The organism is Methylomonas sp. DH-1 (genome assembly GCF_046097555.1).
GTDB classification, from domain to species: Bacteria; Pseudomonadota; Gammaproteobacteria; order Methylococcales; family Methylomonadaceae; genus Methylomonas; species Methylomonas koyamae.
In genome coordinates this window covers 1,323,176-1,343,243 of the sequence record NZ_CP143089.1, presented here as the reverse complement: position 1 = coordinate 1,343,243, position 20,068 = coordinate 1,323,176, and the positions used below count along the sequence as shown (strand labels likewise).

The following is a 20,068-nucleotide window of genomic DNA, read 5'->3' as shown; positions in this document are numbered from 1 at the left end:
GCCCGCCATGAATAAATCTCTTTCTTTATTTCGGATCGCAACGGCATTTCTGGCCTGGCTACCGGATAGCCTGCACGCCGAAACCGACCTGACCGATCTGAATCTGGAAGAACTGCTGGCCGTAAAAATCACTTCGGTGGCAAAAAAAGTGCAGTCCTTACAGGATTCGGCGGCGGCGGTATTCGTCATCAGCGACGAAGATATCAAGCGCTCCGGCGCCACCAGCATCCCCGACGCACTGCGGTTGGCGCCGGGCATCGACGTCGGCCGGATCGACTCCAACAAGTGGGCGGTCAGTGCGCGCGGTTTCAACGGCCGTTTCGCCAATAAATTGCTGGTGCTGATCGACGGTAGAAGCTTGTACACGCCGGCATTCGCCGGCGTGTATTGGGAATTGCAGGACGTGATGCTGGAAGACGTCGAACGCATCGAAGTCATCCGCGGTTCCGGCGCGGCCTTGTGGGGCGCCAATGCCGTCAACGGCGTGGTCAACATCATCACCAAACATAGCGCCGACACCCAGGGCGGCTTGCTCAGCGCCGGCGGCGGCAGCGAGGAACTCGGCTTCGGCGCCTTCCGCTACGGCAAGCAAATCAACGCCTCGACCAGTGCCAGGGTCTATCTGAAAGGTTTCGAGCGGGATGCATTGGCCCGCTCCGCCGGCCAGAGCGCCGGCGATGCCTGGAACAAAATGCAGGGCGGCTTCCGCCTCGATTCCGACCTGTCCGACGCCGATTCGCTGACGCTACAAGGCGACATGTACGCTGCCGACCTGAACCAACAACTGCTGCTCGCCGCATTGGCCGCGCCTTACCGGCAAACGGTCGGCGACCGGGCGATGACCAGCGGCGGCAATATTATCAGCCGCTGGCAGCACACTTTCTCGGACACGTCGAGCAGCACGCTGCAACTGTATTTCGATAGCTACAACCGGCGCGAAGCCTATATCGAAGAGGAACGCCATACCGGCGACCTGGATTTTCAACACCGCTTCGCGCTGAACGATTGGAACGACATTATCTGGGGCTTGGGTTTCCGCTACTCCTCTTCCGACGTCACGGATATCTATCCGGATCTGATTTCCTTCAATCCGACCGACCGCGACAACAGCTACTACAGCGGCTTTGTGCAAGACCAACTGACGCTGGTAGACGATACGCTTTGGCTGACGCTGGGCTCGAAACTGGAACACAACGATTTCACCGGCTTCGAAGTGCAGCCCACGGCGCGCTTGATGTGGGGGCCGCATCCGAACCACCGCGTATGGGGCGCGGTATCTCGCGGGGTACGGATTCCGTCGCGGGTCGACGCCGATATGAGCTTGGTGGGCCAAACTCTGCCGCCATTTACCGGCCAAAATGCAACGCCGTTTCCGTTGGCGCTCGCCGTGATGGGTTCGCAAACTTACCAGGCCGAACAATTGCTGGCATACGAAGTCGGTTACCGCTTCAGTCCGAATCCGGCCTTTTCGTTGGATATCGCCGGCTTCTACAACAACTACAGCACGCCTCGTTCATACCAACCCGGCGCCATTGACACCTCGCAACTGCCGGCCTATCTGCGCCAGCCGTTTTACATCGACAACGGCGGCGCCGGCCGTACTTACGGTATCGAAACCTCGGTCGTCATGAAAATGCTGGGCTGGTGGCGTTGGGACGTCAGCTACAGTGCGCTGAAAAGCGAACTCAGCAGCAACGCCTATTACCGGGAAGCGATCTCGCCGCAGCATAAACTTTCGTTGCGGGCGGCATTGAATCCGGTATCGGACGTTACCCTGGACGCCTGGCTGCGCTACGTCGACAACGCCAGCGCCTTCACGCTGGCCGGGCCGGCCTACATCCGCTCCTATACCACGCTGGATTTACGGCTGGGATGGAAGTTGAACCGCGCGGTGGAACTGGCGCTGGTCGGCCAGAATCTGCTGGATAACCGCCATTTGGAGTACATCCAAGAATCGTTCACCCTGCCGACAGAAGTTCAGCGCGGCGTTTACGGCAAAATCACCTGGGAGTTTTAGGCCCCGCCGCACCGCCCGCTAGGCCGTAATGCGCGGCCGCAGCCGTCCGTCTAAACGCCGGCGTGGCCGGCAGACTTTGTCCGCTAAGCGATATCAATCGGCGGTTAGCGGTTGCCGCCAACATGCTCGCCTTGAGCCCGCAGAAAACCGAGCTGTTTCCGGACGATACGCTCGACCTGCTTTGCGGTAATGCGTTCTTCCGCGGCGGCCTCGCGGCAGGTTTTGCCGTCGACGCGGCATGCCAGCAATAATTGCCGCTGCGGCAAAGGGAGTTGCGCCAAGCCGTTCAGAAAACTCCGCCAGGCTTGCCGACCGGCCAGGATTGCGTCCGGCTGCGGCCGCGGGCATGCCCAGTCTTCGTCGATGTCGCCTCCGTCCCATTGCCCGCGCCGCGCCGCCATACGGGCATGATCCAAGGCCAGATTGCCGGCCACCCGGTACAAAAACGCCCGCGGGTTGGAAATTCCGTCACCGGTTTCGAGCCGGGCGATACGGATAAAAGTGTCTTGCAGCAAGTCGGCGGCGGTATCGGGGCAATTGACTTGGCGCAGCAGATATTGGCGCAGTTCGGCTTGATGGCGCAAAAAGGCGGCGGTGAGCGGGGGATGGTTGGTGTTCATAATCCAGAGAAAAACAATAGCCGCCGATCAATAAAATACGGCGGCGAGGTATTTTGGTTTTATTTGCTGGCTTAGCGTGGGCATACATGAGGCAGGTAATGCCGGAAGCGATTGCCGAGACCATTGCCCCCAAAACGACTGCCGTTCAACCACCTGCCGCTCTTCAAAGTCAACATGTTGGGGACGTGCCTCCCGTAAGCTACGGCCGTCAGTAGTCCACACGCACCGAACCGATGAAGGAGATTGGCTCTCCCGGCAACGCGCCTGTTCGATCGGAAGCTCGCGAACCGCGGTAATACTCCTTATCCAACAGGTTATTGACATTGAATTGCGTGGTTAGCTTGCTTCGGCTCAAATTCCAGCTATACGAGACCATCGCATCCAAGCGTACGAAACCGGGCAAATCGTAGGTATTGTCGTTATCCCCCGCCCGCTTGCCTTGGGCAAACATGCCAGCGCCGACCTTGAGATGTTCGTCCGGATGGTAAGTCAACCATAGGCTGCCCGAGTGTTCGGGTACGTTTGGCAGGCGCTTGCCCTGTTTGGACGCTAAGCCCCACGGTGCGAAGCCGTTGTCCTTGGTTACGCGGGCATCGGCATATGCGTAGGTTCCCACCATACTCAGGTAATCCGTAATTTCCCCGGTCAGATCCAATTCCACCCCCTGACTGCGCGCGGCGCCAATTGGAATCCGGTAAGGCAAGCCCGGCACGCCGGTCAACATATTCTCTTTGGTCAAATGGTAATAAGCGAGATTGGAGGTAAAGCGGCCGTCAAAAAACTCGGTTTTCAGGCCGGCTTCGTATTGTTCGCCCAATTCGGGTTTGTTGTTGGCGTTGGTCGGCGTCAAGCCGTTATTGGAACCGATGGATTCGACATAGTTACCGTAGACGGAAAGCCATTGCCAGGGTTGATAGACGATGCCGAAACGCGGATTCAGCCGATTGTCTTCATGATCGCTGATCTGACTGGTCGCCGCGCAACAGCCGGTGCCGTAACTGAGGATGTCGTAACGCCCACCGATCAAGAAATGTACTTTATCCCACAGTGTGATTTGGTCTTGGGCGTAGACGCCATACCATTCGTCTTTCTCTTTCCACCAAAAATCGTAAGGTATGGCATTGACCGCATTCATGTCGATCAAGTGATTGTTCGGTTCGAAAACATCCAGTGCCGGAATCGCGCCGTAAGTCCAGTGGTTGTCGTAAGTGTTGGTTTTCAGATGAAAATAATCGCCACCGATCAGCAGCTTGTGGCGTAAACCATAAGTTTCGAACTCACCGGCAAGATCCAGACTGGTCGCGAGTGTTTCCCGGTCCGTAGGTCCGGTCGTCAACGCCCTATTTATCGTACGGTTATCGCCGTTCAAACTTCCCGCAGGAAAAATCGAGTTAAATTGATGGTCCCATTGGTGCCAATTGAATTTATGCTCGATTTTCCAATGGTCGTTAAAGCGATGGGAAAGATTGGTGGCAATCTGATTGCTGTCCATGCTGCTGAGGCGCAGTTGCTCGTCGCCGACGTAAAATCCTTTCGGCAACGGCGCCGGACGATTGCCTAACGCCGGAATGCCGAAATCCATGACGTAGTCGTCGTGCTGATGCTCTAGTTGAATCGTCGCTTCGGTCCGGTCCGAAATTCGCCAAGTTAACGACGGTGCGACATAAATGCGTTCGTTTTCGTTGTAGTCTCGAAACGAATTCTGGCTTAGATAGGCCACATTCAGCCGATACAACAAGGACTTATCGTCGTTGACCGGCCCGGTCGCATCGACTGTCGTACGGTACATATCGAACGAACCGAATTGTTGTTGCAGCGAATAGTGGGCTTCGTCGCGTGGCTTCTTGGTGACGTAGTTAACCAAGCCGCCGGGTTGGGTGCGGCCGTAAAGCATGGCCGCCGCACCTTTCAGCACCTCGATGCGCTCCATCCCGGCCGGCTCGAAATAGCCGGCGTGTTGCCGCAAGCCGTCGCGGTAGATGTTCGCACCCAAACTGAATCCGCGCACAATAAAGCCCTGGTACAAATCGCCAAATTCGAAATTCCGCTGCACGCCACTGACATTGCGAGTCACCGCGTCGTCGAATAGCACCGCTTGCTGATCGTCCAGCACCGTTTTCGGCACCACCTTAATCGACATCGGCGTCTGCATAATTGGCGTATCCGTTTTGCTCGCGGTAGTAGAATTGGTGCGCGCGTAGCCGGGATTGTCGGGACTATTGGGATCGAATCGGTAACGGCCGACTACTTTAACTGCCGGCATCGTCGTAGTTGCATCGCTGCCGTTTTCGGCGGCTTTCACCGCGACCGCGTTCTCGGCTGTAAAACGGTAACTTAGGCCGGTGCCCACCAGCAGCTTTTGCAAGGCTTCGCGGGCGGTGTAAACGCCATTCAGGCCGGCGGTGGTTTTACCCTTCAACGCCTCGCCGTCGCTGAAAATTTGCAAATGCGTTTCCGCCGCCAATACTTTCAGGGCGTCGTTGACGCTTTGCGGCGCGATATTCAGGGTGTGCGGCGCGTCGTCGGCAACCGCCGGTGCGACGGCGGCCATTACGGCAACTGCGAGTAGCGTGCGGCGCAAAATCCTTGTATTCGGTCTCATGGTATTCCTCGGGTGGCTAAACGAATGGCGCCGCGATTTTTGCGGCTCGTTAGCTAAGACAGGTCAGCGCCGGGAATCTGGTCAGGTTGTACGGGAAATATCTTGAAAAAGGCATTGCCCGGTTTCCACGCGTCGCCTAGGGAAGCGCTGAACAAATCAAACCGCAAGCCGCGCCTTGCGACCCAAGCGTAATTTTTTACAAACATGCGCTGACGGATCGTTCAAATAGCCCCAATTCCTGCGTTTTTTATTCCCGTCTACCGTGTTTGGGCGCACGGTAGACGGATTTCGGCCTAGGCCGCCATCAACTGGCGGCGCAGCAGATACAAATTGGCCAAAGCCACCAGCCAGTTCACCTGGGCTGTGTTCTTCTCCAAGCCTCGGTAGCGAGTCTTGCGAAAGCCGAACTGGCACTTGATGATCCTAAAAATGTGCTCGACACGGGCGCGGACCGACGAATATTTTCGGTTGCGCTTACGCTGGCGGCTCGACAGGTTTTTGCCGGGCTTGCGCTTGTCGTTGACGCACCAGCTCAGTCCCAGATGCCGCGAGCCTTTTTTGTAGTCGTCGCTGGTGTAGCCGGCATCGGCAAAGATGACTTGATCGTCTTCGCGGAGCAGCTTGGGTAATTCCACGATGTCAGCCGTGTTGGCCGAGGTCACCGTTACACTGTGTACGGCCCCTGAATTGACGTCGGCGCCGACGTGGATTTTCATCCCGAAATACCACTGATTGCCTTTCTTGGTTTGATGCATGGCCGGATCGCGTGCTTGATCCTGATTCTTGGTCGAGCTCGGCGCGTGAACAATCGTGGCGTCGACCATCGTACCCTTGGAGACCAACAGGCCTTGGTTTTTCAGGTGGTCGTTGACCGTCGATAGCAGCACCTCCGTCAACTTGTGCTTCTCCAGCCAGTGACGGAAGTTGAGAATCGTGGTTTCGTCCGGCAGCGCTTCGGTAACGCTACCAAAACCGGCAAAACGCCGAATGCTCTCGATTTCATACAGTGCATCTTCCACTTGTGCCCTGTGGGTATTTGTCGGTCCGAGTAGCTGAACCATTGTTGCATGCAGTAGATACGGAGCATGCGATTCAATGCCATCGGTTGCCGGCCGCGGCGACCGCTCTGCGGATAATGCGGTTCGAGTTGGGCCAACAGTAATGTCCAGGGCACCACTTGCTCCATTTCCGCCAGAAATTTTTCCCGCCGGGTTTGGCGTTTTTTGCTGGCATATTCAAGTTCGGCAAAACTGGTTTGGGTGGGGGCATTCATCGGCTTGTCTCGGTACGATCAGATGGGGGATATTATCCCATCTCCTGACGAGGGATTTAATCAGCGCCTCCCTAGAGACAGGGCTCGCCAAGTCGCAATGAATGCCAAGCCCGGCATTCTCGCGCGGCACGGGAACGAATATCGAAATTTCAGGCATCCGCAAAACGCATTACGGGCTGACAGCGCCCCGACGTCAGAGTCTAGCGGCTACGCCGGCTTCTTTGCCCCGCTCACGACAAAACGCCGCCCGTCGATTTGCTTGATGCTGATCGGAAATGTGGCTTGCAGCGTGTTTAAAATCACCGCCAGATTGCCGGTGTCGAAACTGGCCGATACCCGGATAGGCTGCAAGTCGGGGTCGGCGAACTCGAATTCCACCGGATGGTAACGCGCGACTTGCACCAATACCTCCTCGAGAGTGGCCAACTCGAACACGGCGCGGCCGTCGCGCCAGGCGATTTCCTTGCCGGTATCGGCCGCCACCGGCCCGGTGAACTCGCCGCCGCGAGCTACCCATTGCCGGCCGGCGGTTACCGCCACGCCGCCGCCGTCCGGCAGTGCCAAAGCGGTTTGCAACCAGTGGCGGCCGGCGTGCAGCCAGCGGTCCAGCCGGCGATTGCCGGTGAGTGCGGCGTCGGGATGGACCGCAACTTCGCCTTCGGTCACGGTCACCTTGGTTTCGCCGCCGGCCAGGCTGACGTTAAAACCGGTGCCGATGTCGCGCACGCGGACGTTGCCGGCGACCACCTCGAACGGCCGATCCGCTTGATGCGCGACGTGGAAAAACGCTTCGCCGCGTTCCAACCAAACCTCGCGCCGCTCATTGCCGATTTTGACGCTGACTTGGCTATCGGTATTCAGTACCAATTGCGAACCGTCGGCCAGCGTCAGGCTCTGGCGTTGGCCGATCGCGGTGCGGTAATGGTCGGTGGACAGATAGCCGTTAAGGCTCAACGCGGAAACCATCACCAATAATGCCGTTCCGCTGTGACGCCGAACTGCGCGCAGACATTGCCGGCGCTTCAGGTTTTTGGCGCGCAAACGCTGCATGCTGTGTCGCAACGGGAAATCGGCAGCCTTGAATTGGTCCAAGCGCTGCCATAACTGCAACGCACGCTGGTATTCGTGCCGGTGGGCATCGCTTTGCGCCAGCCAAGCCTGAAGTTGGCTTTCCGCAGCAGAAGTCCATTCACCGTTATGTTGGGCGAATACCCAATATCCGGCTTGTTGTTGCAGGTTTCCGGCGGGAAGGTGAAGTGTCGATTTCATTGCGCAGTCAGTTCTAGGGTCTATGATCCTATTGGTTAAGACAGCTCAGCAACGTTTAGCCGGCCATGCCGTCGCCGAAAAATTCCTCGCCCAGATTTTGCAGCACATGTTGCCAGGCTTTCAGAACATAGCGCTGCGCCGACTTGGCGGAGATGCCCAGCGCTGCGGCGACTTCAGGATAACTGAGGCCATCGAATTTGTTCAACACGAAAGCATGCTGGCAAACCTCCGGCAACAGGCCCAACACCGCCAGAAAGCGTTCGAGCTGCTGTTGCGCGGCAACGGCGGCATCCGGGCTCGGCGCCGTACTTGGAAGAGATTCGGTATCTACGGGCTCGTCGCTATGGTAACGCCGCCGCACCTGGTCGTAGTCGTAAAGGTTGCTGCTCAGATTGGCGGCGGTTTTAAACAAATATGCCCGCGGATTGTCGATGGCGTCCAGGTCCGGATGGTTCATCAGCCGCAAAAACGCTTCCTGAGCGATGTCTTCCGCCGAATGCGGTGAGGCTCGGCGTGCAGCGAAAGCCAACAGCTCTCCGTTGTGCTTGCGAAATAATTTGTCCAGTAAGTGGTGCCAGGTCATAGGCGCAGTGTTGAACCCGATGGGCGGGGCCGGGAATAAAGTGAAAGGCGGCAGCGCAACCGGCTTTTACAGCAAGATTCGCGCCGCCATTCGCGTTGCGCCCCGATCAGTCCATGCTCCAGCTTGGCAGTCCCTTGTTTTTTAACGTGAATTCGGCGGCATGCATTGCCGGCTCGGAAAAACCGGGTAGCAAAGGCTGCCGGCCGAAAATTAGGTGATATCGCGCAAATTCCGGGAGTAGTGTGGGAATTGGCTTATTTGCGGTCGAATGGCGATATAGGCAAACTTTTGGCTGGTGGCAACAAGGCTGGCGACTGAAGCCAAAATCGGCGGGCGGCGGCGTCTAACCTGCGATCTCGGTTAGAATGGCCGCTGTTTTCAACCCAGGAGACACCGCGATGAACGAATTCTATGGACCGCACCAGCGGGAACTGCAAGCGCGGCACGACACCGTCAAGTTGGCGGACCGTTTGCAGCAAATCATCGTCGAACCGCAAATTAACGAGCAACACCAGGCTTTCATCGAGAGCCGGGACTTTTTCTTTCTAACCACGGTAGACCACCGCGGCTACCCCACCTGCTCCTATAAAGGCGGCAATCCCGGTTTGGTAAGAGTGGCCGGTCCGCAGGAATTGGCGTTTCCGAACTACGACGGCAACGGCATGTTTTTGTCGCTGGGCAATATCAGCGGCAACCCGAAAATCGGCCTGTTGTTCATCGACTTCGAGACGCCGCACCGGATTCGAGTACATGGCGACGCCTCGATCCAAACCAACGATCCGCTGCTGGCCGACTATCCCGGCGCGGAATCGATCGTGCGGGTGGCGATCAGCGAGATTTTTGTCAACTGCCCGCGCTATATTCACCGGATGCACCGCGTTGCGTCGTCAAAATACGTCCCGCAAGCGCATCAAACGACACCCTTGCCGCAATGGAAGCGCATCGACGCGGTACAGGATGTGTTGCCGGCTGGCGATCGGCACATCGCCGAGAGCCTGGGCGGTATTATCACCCCGGAGCAATACGGGGCGATGGTGATTAGCGGCGATGCCTGAACGTTGAGCCTCGGCCTTTAAATTTAAAAAAGGGTGTAGTGGTCAACTTTTTTCGGACACCAAGATAGGTTGCTGAGCTGCCATTTTCATTTCATAGCCATTGGGTGGCAGGTAGCCCAATGACGAATGCAATCGTCGACTGTTGTAGAAGTTGACGATGTAGTCTGTCACGTCACGGATGGCCTCGGCGTGGTTGGCATACTGGCGACACCAGACACGTTCCATTTTTAGATTCAGAAAGAACCGCTCCATCACCGCATTGTCCCAACAGTTTCCTTTACGGCTCATGCTGCCTTTTAAGCCATGGCGCGCCAGTAACTCCTGGTATTCATGACTGGCGTATTGACTGCCCCGATCGGAATGCACGATCAAACCCGGCAGCGGTCGGCGCTGGGCCAGAGCGGTCTGTAAGGCAGTGCAGACCAGTTCTGCCGGCATGTTGGGGGCCATGGCCCAACCGACGACTTTGCGCGAATAAAGATCTAGCACCACGGCCAAATACAGCCAGCCGCTCAGCGTGCGAATATACGGGTGAGTAGACCGAGGGAATTTCACCCTCAGCCCCTCGCAGAACCGGACGTGAACCTCTCAGCTCATCCGGCTCCCATCATCCAGCCATCGGGGCATAGCCCGCCTCCCAATGTACGAATGCGTGTGGCAAACTTGCTGCGAGCTGCCCCAGCGTTCGCCAGGCTCGGGTTTTATGCCGAGCCAGTCGCTTGCTTTTACGCATCAACCAGCGCACCAGGTAAGCATTCAGGTGCCGCCAAATAGAGGCCATGGCCGAACCATAAAATCGACCGTAATAACCCTGCCATCCTCGAAGAACCGGATTGAACATCAGAGACAGATCCCGCAATGTCTTGTCGCATTTCAGCTGCAGATGCCATCCCCGTATGGTTTGCCGCATGGCTTTGAGTGCCTCACGACTGACCGCAGGCGCGAAGTTCACATACACGCGGCCATACTTGTCTACCGCTTTACGCGGCCTGAAGGTATAGCCGAGAAACGTAAACGCCGTAATCGGATAGTTTTCCTGTCGGTTAATGTCCTTGCAGTACACGATCCGTGTCTTATCGGGATGCAGTTCTAAGCCACATTCCCGAAAGCGCTCGGCGACTTTCCGCAACGCCAACTGAGCTTGCACTAAGCTCTTGCAATGAATCACGCCATCATCGGCATAGCGGCAGAATCGCACGCTACACAAATGTTCGCTAATCCACCGGTCGAAGGCATAGTGTAAGAACAGATTAGCCAACAACGGACTGACGACACCGCCTTGCGGCGTGCCTTTGGTACGTTCGATTCGTTGACCTTCCGCCGTTATCAGCGGCGCTTTAAGCCACCGCTCGATGTACAGCAACACCCAGGAAATCTGACAATGTTTACGCACTGCGCGCATCAATAGTTCATGATCGATGTTGTCAAACAAGCCCTTGATGTCAAACTCAACCACCCAGTCATAGTCCCAACAACGTCGCCGGACTAAAGCAATGGCGTCGTGAGCGGAACGACCTGGCCGATACCCATAAGAATTACGATGAAACACCGACTCGAGTTTCGGCTCCAGCACTCGTTTTACCACGGTTTGCGCCACGCGATCCGCAACGGTTGGAATCCCCAGCAAGCGTGTTCCTCCTGATTTCTTCGGGATCGGCACGCCTTTGACCGGCGGCGGAAAATAACTGCCGGAGCAAAGCCGATTCCAAAGTTTGTAGAGGTTGTCTCCCAATCGTTGTTCGAAGATTTCGATAGTTTCCCGGTCGATGCCGGCTGATCCTCCATTAGCTTTCACACATTGATAAGCTTCCCAAACCCATGATTTGGGAATGTCATATGGCTTGTTCATGACACTAAGCTCCTCCTGCTAACGCAGTTGGCCCAGCCCCATGACCGGATGACGCGACTCCTTCGCTCCACCGCCATTACAGCGGCTTCAACACTACTACAAGTCGCTCCGTCCCTTGACGGCACATTGGTAATATCGGCCTTGCCTTTCGAGCTTGTGCCTTTCCCTTTGCATTGCCATCGAAGGTTCCCGCAGTTCAACGTAAGAGCCCGGATCACGCTCGCGCTGCCTCTATGCCGGACACCGCAAAGGCCGTAAGCAGGTTTCGCCTTTACTGATCCCGGAGCAACATCACTCCCCGGTTTTGATGTCATCTGAGTGGTTTCGACACTTGAACGGCAGTTCACGGTTGTTCGCCTTCGTTAATCCATACCTGACGCCTCAAGACGCCTTTTCCGTAACGCTCACGACCCGCGCTTTTGACGCACGCCGCTTACGGTGGTTTGCCACCTACTCCTGCAAGCCGATGGCGAGGGACCTACCCTCATCTCTTACGCCGCTTGCTGCGGCACACTGATGTCCGACACCCAAGCTCGATTAGCCTCGCGTTGTTCAAACTGACGATTCAGCACATTCTCGTACACCGGCAACGCATGGTTACTGTCAGTCGTATGGACGAATTTGGGCTTCCAGATCGGCTTGAGCTGGAGCTCTCGCATCAGGCTGCGAACCCGATGCCGTCCGATCTCGATGCCTTGTTCCGCCAGTTCCTGATGCAGGCGGCGACTGCCATAGCTACGCCCCGTCGCTTCGAATACACTGCGTAGCCGGATGCGTGTGCCGCAGACCGTTGGCGGTTGCCGGGTTCGCTGCCTGGCGGCATAGAATCCCGAACGGCTGACACCCAATAATTTACAAGCCTGCTGCACCGTCATGGCCCTCTCTGCTGTCAACTGTTGAATCACTTGATGTGTCATCGCAGTTCCCTTGCAAAGAGGGCCGAAGCCTTTTTTAGCAATTCATTGTCTGAACGCAGTTGTCGATTTTCCTGCTCCAACTGCCGTATCCGCTGCTGATCGGGTGTTAACGGCTTACCGATACCTGCTTGACCGGATTGCTCGGCTTGCACCTGTTTCACCCAGCGGCGCACCGCCGTCTCGCCGAGTTTGAGCTCCTGACAAACCTGAGACACCGTCAGCCCCTGGTCCTGGATCATCTTCACCACTTGCAGCTTGAACGCCGCATCAAAACTTCGCCTTTCTCGTTTCATTCCATTCACCTTGGAGGTTGATAATCAATAGTCTATCAACCTAGTCAGGTGTCCATTTTTATTAGACCACTACAGGGAGACCGGGAGGTATTTATTCCAAACACACTCCCCTACCCCCTTGCTGTCCTAGCGGTACTCTTTCAACGAAGACAGCCGCCACACATAACCCAACAATAAGCACGTTAAATTGGAGAACAACATGAGCGGAAGAATCGTAATGCGTACCGGCGAAGCACTGGTCGCCGGCGGCCCGGCCGGCACCGCGGCAGAGCCGGAAATTGTGATCGGCGAGCTGGACGGGCCGGTCGGTACCGCAATCGCCACGCTGACCGGCGACCAGGTCCAGGGCCATAGCCGGGTGTTCGCAATTTTGAACACCGACATTCAAGTGCGGCCGGTGACGTTGATGGTCAGTAAAGTCACGGTCAAAAACAGCCGCTACACCAATATTTTGATGGGTACGGTGCAAGCGGCAATCGCCAACGGCGTGTTGGACGCGGTGCGCGCCGGCGACATTCCGAAAGAAAAAGCCAACGACCTGGGCATCATTTGTTCGGTATGGCTGAATCCGAGCGTGATCAAGGACGATAAACTCGACCACCGGATTTTGTTCGATATCCACCGCCAAGCCATGGCCAAAGCCATCCATAAAGCCATGACCAACACCCCGGACATCGATTGGCTGCTGGAAAACCAGGAAAAAATCGTCCACAAATACTTTCAAATGGGCCTGGACGGTAAGATTTGATCTCCCCAGTTTAATATCGGATCAATATTAATTTGACAGACCAGCAAAATCCGCCTAAAAAGACAAACTGATTTCGATTCGAAATCAGTTTGTCTTGTTTACACGGGAGATTTTGCTATGAATATGCGCCTTTCACTGTCCGCCGCCGGACTGTTCCTGACTCTTTTCGCTTCAGCCCAAGCTGCCGAACACAGCGTGGCTTACCCGGAAGGCTACCGCACCTGGCTACACGCCAAAAGTATGCTGATCCAGCCCGGCCATGCCTTGGAAAATCCGTTTCAAGGCCTGCACCACGTCTATGCCAATAAAAAAGCCGAGAGCGGCCTGAAATCCGGCAAATATGAAGACGGTTCGGTGCTGGTATTCGACCTGTTGCAATACCAGGAAAAGGATAAAACCATCCAGGAAGGCGAACGCAAACTAGTGGGCGTGATGCAGAAAGATTCGAAAAAATATGCCGCGACCGGCGGCTGGGGCTTCGAGGGCTTTGCCGGCAACAGCAAAACCGAACGCTTGGTCAAAGACGGCGGAGCGAGTTGTTTTGCTTGCCACGCCTCCGAGCAAAAAACCGATTATGTGTTTTCCCAATACCGGCCCTGATCCGGTTTTCCCGGCCGACAGGCAGGCGCCGGTTGCCGGCGCCTACCGTTGGTCGAGTTATTTTGCCAAGGCATGCTCCAGCAAACGGATACCGTCCTGCTCTATCGCAATCCGCCGTTGTTTGTACAAGCCGCCGATGGCCTGTTTGAACACCTTTTTGCTGACGGCAAAGGTATCGTAGATCAACCCCGGATCGCTTTTATCGGTCAGGGCGATATAGCCGCCGCGCCGGGCCAAGATATCCAGAATTTTCGCCGACGTGGCATCCACTTTTTGGCCGTATTTTTCTTGGCTCAGGATTAAATCCAATTTATGGTCGGGCCGGATCTTCTTGATGTAGCCGGTCAATTTCTGGCCTTTCTTCAGCGGCTGGAACACTTCGTTTTTGTACAGCACGCCCCAGTATTGGTTATCGACCACGGCCTTGAATCCCAGCTCGGTATGCTCGGCAATTACCAATTGCACGGCCTGGCCTTCCTTGTAGTAAAAGGCTTGGTCTTGGATGAAATCGTCCAACACCATCGATGCGGCGATGCGGTTGTCCTCGTCCAGAAACAAGCGAACCAGATAGGAACGGCCTTCGCTGACCTTGCCTTTTTGCTCGCTGAACGGCAGCAACAAGTCTTTCGGTAAGCCCCAATCCAGAAACGCCCCGGCGTGGCTCAACGACACGCACTTCAACCAAGCCACCTCGCCGGCTTGCGCCAACGGCATTTGCAGAGTAGCCACGGTTTGGCCTTTGCCGTCGATATAGACAAAGGCCTCGACTTTAGTCCCGGCCGGCAAATCGATTACGGGCTGGGTATCGGCCAACGCAATTTCTCCCCATTCGTCGCCGTCCAAATAATATTGGTTGTCGCGCCGGCTAAGGACGGTTAACGCATTGACTTTACCTAATTCGATCATGGGAATCCGAGAAATTGAGACAGGCCGGCCGCATTGCGCCGGCAGCGGGAGAGTAGCGAAACCGCATTATACAAGCAATCACGCAACGGCTGACCGCGACTTGCGGAGCGCGAAATCGGCAGCAATTGACTCGACTCAATCCCATTACCGGCGCGAGCGACTATAATGGCCGGTTTTTCAGCACGATACGGCGCTCGAAATAGAGTGCAAGAGCCCCCGATGAATCTATTACTCAAATACCTGTCCTCTTGCTGGTTTCTGAATAATCCGGCAGATTTGGTCCCGCCCAAATCCTTTATGTGGAAAAACGTGGCGTTTTATTTAACTTCCGGCATCATCGTCGAGAGCTTGATCGCCGATCCGGCCGACGGCACGCTGGAAGTATTGGGCCGTACCATCATGGCTTTCAGTTCGGTTGCGGTATTGCTGCTGTTAGAGAAAAAATGGAGCATGTTCAGCCAGTTATACACGTCGATTTTCGTCTGCGAAAACTTCATTATGTCGCTGGCCATCGCCGCGGAAGGCCTGGATTACTGGCTGGTGTTGAAACACCACCCCTACCGCGAGGAAATCGGCATCGGCATCGCCGTGTTCCTGGTGGTCTGGTACATCAGTATCGTCAGCTACATCTTCCGCGGTTTTTTCAAATATCCGACCAGCACCAGCGTAATCTATGCCGTCAGTTACTTCGTGATGACCTACGGCATTCCGATGCTGTTGATGGACATTTAATCGGGCTCCGGGCGGGCTCGATTCGGCGTCGGCTTGACGTTACAAAATCTCCGCCAAATTGCCTTTGTCTTCCAACCAGGTCTTACGGTCGCCGGCTCGTTTCTTTGCCAGCAATAGATCCATCTGCTGAAACGCCTCGGCGTGGTCCGGCACCGTCAATTGCACCAGCCGGCGCGTGTCCGGATTCATCGTCGTTTCGCGCAGTTGCGACGGATTCATTTCGCCCAAGCCCTTGAAACGCTGGATATTGATCTTGCCGCTGAGTTTTTCTGCTTCGATCCGCGCCAGCACACCCAAACGTTCCGATTCGTCCAACGCATAAAACACCTTTTTGCCGACGTCGATACGGTACAACGGCGGCATTGCCACGAACACATGGCCGGCTTCGACCAAGGCTTTGAAATGCTTGTAAAACAGTGCGCAAATCAAGGTCGCGATATGGTTACCGTCGGAATCGGCATCGGCCAGAATGCAGATTTTGCCGTAGCGCAGATTGCTCAGATCGTCGCTGTCCGGCTCGATGCCCAGCGCCACGGCGATGTCGTGCACTTCCTGCGACGCCATCACCTCGTTGGAATCGACTTCCCAGGTGTTCAAGATTTTGCCGCGTAACGGCATGATGGCCTGGAACTCGCGGTCGCGAGCCTGTTTGGCCGAACCGCCGGCAGAATCGCCCTCGACCAGAAACAGTTCGGTGCGGCTGATATCCTGCGCCGAACAATCGGCCAACTTGCCGGGTAAAGCCGGCCCGGCCGTGATTTTCTTGCGGACGATTTTCTTGGCCGAGCGCAAGCGTTTTTGGGCGCTGGCCAGGATGATCTCGGCGATTTTCTCGCCTTCCTGCGGATGCTGGTTCAGCCACAGGCTGAAGGTATCCTTGGCTACGCCGGAGACGAAAGTCACACATTCGCGCGAACTCAAGCGTTCCTTGGTTTGCCCGGAGAATTGCGGATCTTCCAGTTTCACCGACAGCACGAAATGGCAATTTTCCCAGACGTCTTCCGGCGCGATCTTGACGCCGCGCGGCAGCAGATTGCGAAAATCCAGAAACTCGCGGATCGCTTCGGTCAAACCAGCGCGCAGGCCGTTGACGTGGGTACCGCCTTGCGCGGTGGGTACCAGGTTGACGTAACTTTCCGCGACCGCCTCCGGCAGACTGTCCGGCGTCCAGACGATACCCCACTCCACCGCCTCGTTGCTGGCGACCATGTTGGCCATGAACGGCGGCTGCGGAAAGATTTCGGCATCGCCGACCCGGTCCAGCAAGTACTCCTGCAAGCCGTTCTGGTAGCACCATTCCAAGCGTTCGTCGCTGAGCTCGGACACCAGCACGATTTTCAGACCCGGACACAGTACGGCCTTGGCCCGCAACACGTGCTTCAGTTTGCTGACCGAGACCCGGTTGGAATCGAAATACTTGGGGTCCGGCCAGAAATGCACGCTGGTACCGGTGTTGTTTTTGCCGACGTTGCCGGTTTGCACCAATTCGCCGACTTTATCGCCGCCGGCAAACTCCATTTGGTAAACGCCGCCGCCGCGTTTGATCTCGACCAGCAATTTCTCGGACAGCGCATTGACCACCGACACGCCGACGCCGTGCAGGCCGCCGGAGAACTGGTAATTCTTATTGGAAAATTTACCGCCGGCGTGGAGTTGGGTCAGGATCACCTCGACACCGGGAATGCCTTGTTCCGGATGCATATCGACCGGCATGCCGCGGCCGTCGTCGACGACCTTGACCGAGCCGTCTTTATACAACGTCACTTCGATGTACTTTGCGTAACCGGCCAGCGCTTCGTCGACGCTGTTATCGACCACTTCCTGTACCAAATGGTTGGGCCGGGTGGTATCGGTGTACATGCCGGGACGCTTGCGCACCGGGTCCAGGCCGCTCAGCACCTCAATCGCGGCGGCGTTGTATTCTTGGGTCATGGTGTCTTGTCAAAGTTAATGAACGAGTATCGGCCGGCCATTATATGCCAAGCCAACCGCGCAACGGAGGCTACGGGCAAATGTTCGCAGCGGTGAGCGCGAGCCGGAATCACTGAATTCATAAGCACCCTGGCCGGTGCAGCAGCCAGTTGCGCGAATTCCAACTCAAATTGCTAGCCGTTATCGAATGGGTGTGATCGAGGTTAAAGGTATGTTTTTCGGATTGAAACGGCCACCATTGCATTCGACGCGCATGAATCTATCACACGCGGTTATCGGCCTGCCCTTGGCAGGGGATAAGGAAAGGCTCTGCGAAAAGCCGGACTAACGGCGTTTTCCAGAGCCCTATTGCTTATTATGATGGCGAGCCAACTATATCGGTCTTGGCGGCAGACCCGATTTCGATCAGCGCAGCCGTTGAACTTGGTCGGCAGCGAAGACGATGGTTTCTTTGCCGGGCGTCGTGTCGTTGAAATCGATCGATGCCGGCCACAAGCCATTGAAGCTCCACTCCGCAATGGGTGTCATCGCCTGGTCATAGGCGATCAGTGTAGCATCGACCCGCGACCGGGCTGACCGTCCGCTGACAAACTGTTGTCGCCAAGTCCAAAGATCCATCGACTTGGTCAAACCTTTGCTGCAAGTAATATTTTTAACCGACAAGCGTCCGGGTATCTTAACTGTAAGGTTCTCTCCGCGCGCACTAACCCTGGTTTGCTCCACTTCGTTCTGCGAACCCATGCCTTTGCAATCCGTGAAATAAGTGGTGATACCGCCTGCGCTGAATTCGTAATAGACCAACGGGGCGGCATTATCTATGACATTCTCAACGGCGCCGCCGCTGGCTGTCGAAACCATGAGCGCACCCAATAAAACGCTTATAAAACGGCTAGTTGTTTTCATGATATATCCTCAAAAAGTTTGGTAAATAACTATCCGGCTAAGCCTAAACGGCGGCCGAACGGTTCGATAATTTGGTTTAGAAGAAAGCCACCGATCCGATGTTTAAACAATCTGTCGTAGAAATCGATGAACTTCGACTTGTATTGGCAAATGGAATGCCAATTTCCGAAAACCCAATTACCAACATAATAAACCATTGAATAACAACAATTATTTTTAAACCACCATCGACAAACAGCGCCGCCAAAACAGCCTTTAGCCCACGGCATATCGTTTTTTGCACGAAATATCGTAAAACTTCGAGAGGTTAGTTGGTCTGGCTTGCTGACCGTTCGTACCGAGCGGCATAAAAGCTATCGAATAACGACGTAAGTGGAGAGCGGTTCTGGTGGAAACGGGATAGAGATACAGGCAAATCCAAGTTCATATAGAGGCATTGCCCCCTTAACAGGCTGGTGAAAAACCCACTGATATTTCCCCTTACCCACGGTTGCCGTGATTTTTTCGTGTTGAAATCGGTCATGACATCGAGTTTCAAGCGTTTTGCCCCTGTTTCAAGGGCTTTTTATTCGCCTGAAGCCGTCTGTGGACGGTTTTCAGGCGTACTTCACCCTAGGTGGGCGCACTCCACGCCGGTTTCGGCGTGAACACCAATAGGTTGAGCAAGCGCGTCAGGTTGTAGGCGGCGAAGCAAAACAAGGCTTGGCCAGCGACTTTGGCTAAGCCGATGTGACGGGTTTTGCGCAGGCCGCCGACCGTTTTGACCCAGCCAAAGGCTTCTTCGACGATTTTGCGGCGCTTGAGGCTTTGGGCGTAACCTTTGCCGCGCGCGGTGCGGCCATCGACGGCACTGCCGGTCTTTTTCCGGGCCACATGGGCTTTGATGTCTTGCGCCTTGAGTCCGTTGACGAAAGCCGGTTGGTCATAGCCTTTGTCGGCACCGACGCTACCGCCTTTGGGCACACGGCGTTTGATCATTGTTTGCGCGGCTTCGATTTCGGCGGTGCCGGTGGCTTGGGTGGTTTCGACATCGACAATCAGGCCGTTGCGATTCTCGGACAAGGCATGGGTGATGTAACGCAGTTTGGCCTCGGTGTATTCGCCTTTCTTGTAGAGCCGCGCTTCCGGGTCTGTCGTGCTTTGGTGGGTGGCGTTGCTGCGCTTTTCGCCGCTGAAGTCGACCTCGGGATTGCGGCCGGCGGGTTTGTCCGGGCCGCTGCCGTCTTTCTTAACGAAGCTTTTGTGCGAGGCCCAGGCTTCAATGAGGCTGCCGTCGACACTGAAGTGTTCGTCGGACACCAGGTTTTGCCATTCGGCTATGGCCAGTACCCGCTCAAAAAATTCGCGACTCAGCGCTTCGGACAGCAGCCGTTCGCGGTTGGCGCTGAACACGCTGCGTTCCCAGACAGCATCGTCGATGCCCAGACCGACAAACCAGCGAAACAGCAGGTTGTAGTCCAGCTGTTCCATCAACTGGCGTTCGCTACGAACGGTGTACAGCACTTGCAACAGCAAGGCGCGCAGCAGTTTTTCGGGCGCAATCGACGGGCGGCCAGTGTGCGAGTAACGCTCGGCAAAGACGGCATTCATAGAGGTCAATACGCCATCGACGAGTAGACGTAAACGACGCAACGGATGCTGTTTGGGAATACGTTCTTCCAGGCTAACGTAGCTGAACCAGCTACTTTGAATGGCATCGTGTCCGCGCATTGAAAGGCTCCAAATTTAGGTAGCCTATTTTAACAGTTGGCGGCTCATCTATGCCTTAG

17 protein-coding genes and 2 pseudogenes are annotated in these 20,068 nt (G+C 55.8%); 5 read left to right on the top strand and 14 right to left on the bottom strand.

What is annotated here, in order from left to right; translation table 11 throughout:
* The first annotated feature begins 7 nt into the window (after nucleotides 1-7).
* Nucleotides 8-2,017 carry a TonB-dependent siderophore receptor gene (locus VXJ35_RS06550; protein WP_064020952.1) on the top strand — a complete coding sequence of 670 codons (2,010 nt, stop codon included), beginning with the start codon at nucleotides 8-10 and terminating at the stop codon, nucleotides 2,015-2,017.
* Between the two features lie 104 nt (nucleotides 2,018-2,121).
* Here VXJ35_RS06550 and VXJ35_RS06545 read toward each other — a convergent pair whose 3' ends face one another.
* The 5 genes and pseudogenes from VXJ35_RS06545 to VXJ35_RS06525 all read right to left on the bottom strand — a co-directional run bounded on the left by VXJ35_RS06545 (nucleotide 2,122) and on the right by VXJ35_RS06525 (nucleotide 8,364).
* Nucleotides 2,122-2,637 (bottom strand): RNA polymerase sigma factor, encoded by a 516-nt coding sequence (locus VXJ35_RS06545; RefSeq protein ID WP_064020951.1) that lies wholly within the window; start codon nucleotides 2,635-2,637, stop codon nucleotides 2,122-2,124.
* A gap of 208 nt (nucleotides 2,638-2,845) precedes the next feature.
* On the bottom strand, nucleotides 2,846-5,239 hold the full coding sequence (locus tag VXJ35_RS06540; RefSeq protein ID WP_082880822.1) for a TonB-dependent receptor: 2,394 nt from the start codon (nucleotides 5,237-5,239) through the stop codon (nucleotides 2,846-2,848).
* A 293-nt stretch (nucleotides 5,240-5,532) separates the two neighbouring features.
* Nucleotides 5,533-6,512 (bottom strand): annotated as a pseudogene (locus tag VXJ35_RS06535) (IS5 family transposase).
* 207 nt (nucleotides 6,513-6,719) lie between these two features.
* Complete coding sequence (locus VXJ35_RS06530; protein WP_064020949.1) at nucleotides 6,720-7,781, bottom strand: FecR domain-containing protein; 1,062 nt, start codon at nucleotides 7,779-7,781, stop codon at nucleotides 6,720-6,722.
* A gap of 55 nt (nucleotides 7,782-7,836) precedes the next feature.
* On the bottom strand, nucleotides 7,837-8,364 hold the full coding sequence (locus VXJ35_RS06525) for an RNA polymerase sigma factor (RefSeq protein ID WP_064020948.1): 528 nt from the start codon (nucleotides 8,362-8,364) through the stop codon (nucleotides 7,837-7,839).
* 398 nt (nucleotides 8,365-8,762) lie between these two features.
* On the opposite strand from VXJ35_RS06525, the gene VXJ35_RS06520 reads away from it, so the two are divergent.
* Nucleotides 8,763-9,419 (top strand): pyridoxamine 5'-phosphate oxidase family protein, encoded by a 657-nt coding sequence (locus VXJ35_RS06520; protein ID WP_064020947.1) that lies wholly within the window; start codon nucleotides 8,763-8,765, stop codon nucleotides 9,417-9,419.
* 42 nt (nucleotides 9,420-9,461) lie between these two features.
* Here the strand turns inward: VXJ35_RS06520 and VXJ35_RS06515 are convergent.
* From VXJ35_RS06515 to VXJ35_RS06500, 4 genes and pseudogenes are all read right to left on the bottom strand, one after another.
* Nucleotides 9,462-9,947 (bottom strand): annotated as a pseudogene (locus VXJ35_RS06515) (IS3 family transposase); the annotation flags it as partial.
* 79 nt (nucleotides 9,948-10,026) lie between these two features.
* Nucleotides 10,027-11,268: a group II intron reverse transcriptase/maturase gene (ltrA, locus tag VXJ35_RS06510; RefSeq protein ID WP_064020946.1), complete on the bottom strand. Its 1,242-nt coding sequence runs from the start codon at nucleotides 11,266-11,268 to the stop codon at nucleotides 10,027-10,029.
* A 491-nt stretch (nucleotides 11,269-11,759) separates the two neighbouring features.
* Nucleotides 11,760-12,185: an IS3 family transposase gene (locus VXJ35_RS06505; RefSeq protein WP_197495989.1), complete on the bottom strand. Its 426-nt coding sequence runs from the start codon at nucleotides 12,183-12,185 to the stop codon at nucleotides 11,760-11,762.
* Nucleotides 12,182-12,478, bottom strand: coding sequence for an IS3 family transposase (locus VXJ35_RS06500; protein ID WP_064020945.1), 297 nt, complete (start codon nucleotides 12,476-12,478; stop codon nucleotides 12,182-12,184). The genes VXJ35_RS06505 and VXJ35_RS06500 overlap by 4 nt, the downstream gene beginning before the upstream one ends.
* 199 nt (nucleotides 12,479-12,677) lie before the next feature.
* On the opposite strand from VXJ35_RS06500, the gene fae reads away from it, so the two are divergent.
* Together fae and VXJ35_RS06490 are read left to right on the top strand one after the other, a co-directional pair.
* On the top strand, nucleotides 12,678-13,226 hold the full coding sequence (fae, locus tag VXJ35_RS06495) for a formaldehyde-activating enzyme (RefSeq protein ID WP_054763122.1): 549 nt from the start codon (nucleotides 12,678-12,680) through the stop codon (nucleotides 13,224-13,226).
* A 117-nt stretch (nucleotides 13,227-13,343) separates the two neighbouring features.
* A complete protein-coding gene (locus VXJ35_RS06490) occupies nucleotides 13,344-13,826 on the top strand; it encodes a cytochrome P460 family protein (protein ID WP_064020944.1) in 483 nt (160 codons plus the stop codon).
* A 57-nt stretch (nucleotides 13,827-13,883) separates the two neighbouring features.
* On the opposite strand, the gene VXJ35_RS06485 is transcribed toward VXJ35_RS06490, so the two are convergent.
* On the bottom strand, nucleotides 13,884-14,732 hold the full coding sequence (locus VXJ35_RS06485; RefSeq protein ID WP_064020943.1) for a S1 RNA-binding domain-containing protein: 849 nt from the start codon (nucleotides 14,730-14,732) through the stop codon (nucleotides 13,884-13,886).
* A gap of 219 nt (nucleotides 14,733-14,951) precedes the next feature.
* On the opposite strand from VXJ35_RS06485, the gene VXJ35_RS06480 reads away from it, so the two are divergent.
* Nucleotides 14,952-15,464, top strand: coding sequence for a hypothetical protein (locus VXJ35_RS06480; RefSeq protein WP_064020942.1), 513 nt, complete (start codon nucleotides 14,952-14,954; stop codon nucleotides 15,462-15,464).
* A 39-nt stretch (nucleotides 15,465-15,503) separates the two neighbouring features.
* Here VXJ35_RS06480 and parE read toward each other — a convergent pair whose 3' ends face one another.
* The 4 genes from parE to VXJ35_RS06460 form a co-directional block, all read right to left on the bottom strand.
* A complete protein-coding gene (parE, locus tag VXJ35_RS06475; protein ID WP_064020941.1) occupies nucleotides 15,504-17,396 on the bottom strand; it encodes a DNA topoisomerase IV subunit B in 1,893 nt (630 codons plus the stop codon).
* A gap of 405 nt (nucleotides 17,397-17,801) precedes the next feature.
* Nucleotides 17,802-18,299 (bottom strand): phage tail protein, encoded by a 498-nt coding sequence (locus VXJ35_RS06470; protein ID WP_064020940.1) that lies wholly within the window; start codon nucleotides 18,297-18,299, stop codon nucleotides 17,802-17,804.
* 76 nt (nucleotides 18,300-18,375) lie between these two features.
* Entirely contained in the window at nucleotides 18,376-18,582 is a 207-nt protein-coding gene (locus VXJ35_RS06465; RefSeq protein ID WP_157198107.1) for a hypothetical protein, read from the bottom strand.
* Between the two features lie 329 nt (nucleotides 18,583-18,911).
* Complete coding sequence (locus VXJ35_RS06460; protein ID WP_064019980.1) at nucleotides 18,912-20,009, bottom strand: IS5 family transposase; 1,098 nt, start codon at nucleotides 20,007-20,009, stop codon at nucleotides 18,912-18,914.
* Nucleotides 20,010-20,068 lie beyond the last annotated feature (59 nt).